Genomic DNA, 289 nt, shown 5'->3' with positions numbered 1-289 from the left:
AAAACTTATGGTGCGGATCAATGATCAGCCCTCCGCCAATACCTAACAAACCGGCTAGAAACCCAACACCACTGCCCAGTAACGCACAGTAGAAAATCAACAACAGCAATTCACTCATTTCATCCATCTCTTAATTAAATTAATCGTCTTAAATAACACACTATTAATGCGGTTATATTTCCATCAAGCTAATTAATATAACTGACACCGACTAAAATATTCAAACAGAATAGATAATGAATATTCCTCATGTTGAATGTGAAGTAATACAGGGCAAGATTACGAAGCC

General features: G+C 36.3%; 1 pseudogene. It reads right to left on the bottom strand.

Annotated features, from left to right (window positions below):
* Positions 1-127: pseudogene (locus AB4371_RS22615) on the bottom strand (sulfite exporter TauE/SafE family protein); the annotation flags it as partial.
* Positions 128-289 lie beyond the last annotated feature (162 nt).

Source organism: Vibrio sp. 10N.261.51.A3 (assembly GCF_041471965.1).
In the GTDB taxonomy this organism is placed as follows: domain Bacteria; phylum Pseudomonadota; class Gammaproteobacteria; order Enterobacterales; family Vibrionaceae; genus Vibrio; species Vibrio crassostreae_C.
Note: the sequence above shows the minus strand (reverse complement) of the source record. Positions and strands in the feature narration are given on the sequence as shown.